This window comes from Shewanella electrica (assembly GCF_022321485.1).
GTDB classification, from domain to species: Bacteria; Pseudomonadota; Gammaproteobacteria; order Enterobacterales; family Shewanellaceae; genus Shewanella; species Shewanella electrica.
On record NZ_JAKOGG010000245.1, the window covers coordinates 1 to 275 of the forward strand.

The 275-nt window shown below is 45.8% G+C and carries 1 protein-coding gene; it reads left to right on the forward strand.

What is annotated here, in order from left to right; all coding sequences use genetic code 11:
* Window positions 1-253: thiamine pyrophosphate-dependent enzyme (locus L9G74_RS24120; protein WP_238898610.1), on the forward strand; the 253-nt coding region annotated here is incomplete at its 5' end.
* Between the last annotated feature and the right edge of the window lie 22 nt (window positions 254-275).

Below are 275 nucleotides of genomic sequence, written 5' to 3' on the forward strand. Positions count from 1 at the left end.
CTCAGGTGTAAGACAGGAGCGTGATCCAATTGAAAGGGTTAGGAAGTTGATTTTGGCTCATGACCTAGCAACTGCTGCTGAGCTCAAGGACATGGAGAAAGAAATCAGAAAAGAAGTCGATGATGCCATTGCGAAAGCAAAGGAGAGTCCTATGCCTGATACTTCTGAGCTCTTTTCGAATGTATATGTCAAGGGTTTTGGTGTGGAGTCATTTGGGGCAGACAGGAAGGAATTGAGAGCTACTCTTCCATAGGCTGAAAACGAGAAGATGGCGG